Source organism: Duganella sp. 3397 (assembly GCF_031456625.1).
Taxonomy (GTDB): domain Bacteria; phylum Pseudomonadota; class Gammaproteobacteria; order Burkholderiales; family Burkholderiaceae_D; genus Rugamonas; species Rugamonas phyllosphaerae.
This window is the reverse complement of sequence record NZ_JAVDVB010000023.1, coordinates 1-1,011: the sequence shown is the minus strand read 5'-3', so window position 1 is coordinate 1,011 and position 1,011 is coordinate 1. Positions and strand designations below refer to the sequence as shown.

General features: G+C 52.0%; 1 rRNA gene. It reads right to left on the bottom strand.

The annotated features are described in order from the left end of the window. Window positions 1-1,011, bottom strand: a 23S ribosomal RNA gene (locus tag J2X54_RS25700); the annotation flags it as partial.

Sequence of the window (1,011 nt, the reverse complement as noted above, 5' to 3'; positions counted from 1 at the left end):
AATACTCATCTCGCCCACCTGTGTCGGTTTGCGGTACGGTCTCGTATGACTGAAGCTTAGAGGCTTTTCTTGGAACCACTTCCGATTGCTACAGAGCCTAAGCTCTTCGTCCCAGTCCCTTGAATTACGCGCCCGGATTTGCCTAAGCGCCTTCTATGAACCAGAAACTGCCTATTCCAACAGGCAGACAACCTTCCGCGATCCGTCCCCCCATCGCATCATACGACGGTGCAGGAATATTAACCTGCTTCCCATCAGCTACGCATCTCTGCCTCGCCTTAGGGGCCGACTCACCCTGCTCCGATGAACGTTGAACAGGAAACCTTGGGCTTACGGCGTGGGGGCTTTTCACCCCCATTATCGCTACTCATGTCAGCATTCGCACTTCTGATACCTCCAGCATCCTTTACAAGACACCTTCGCAGGCTTACAGAACGCTCTCCTACCATATCCTTGCGGATATCCGCAGCTTCGGTGACTGGCTTAGCCCCGTTACATCTTCCGCGCAGGACGACTCGATCAGTGAGCTATTACGCTTTCTTTAAATGATGGCTGCTTCTAAGCCAACATCCTGACTGTTTTAGCCTTCCCACTTCGTTTTCCACTTAGCCAATCTTTGGGACCTTAGCTGGCGGTCTGGGTTGTTTCCCTCTTGACGCCGGACGTTAGCACCCGACGTCTGTCTCCCAAGCTCGCACTCATCGGTATTCGGAGTTTGCAATGGTTTGGTAAGTCGCGATGACCCCCTAGCCATAACAGTGCTCTACCCCCGATGGTGATACTTGAGGCACTACCTAAATAGTTTTCGGAGAGAACCAGCTATTTCCAAGTTTGTTTAGCCTTTCACCCCTACCCACAGCTCATCCCCTAATTTTTCAACATTAGTGGGTTCGGACCTCCAGTGCGTGTTACCGCACCTTCATCCTGGCCATGAGTAGATCACTTGGTTTCGGGTCTACACCCAGCGACTATCGCCCTGTTCGGACTCGATTTCTCTACGGCTTCCCTATA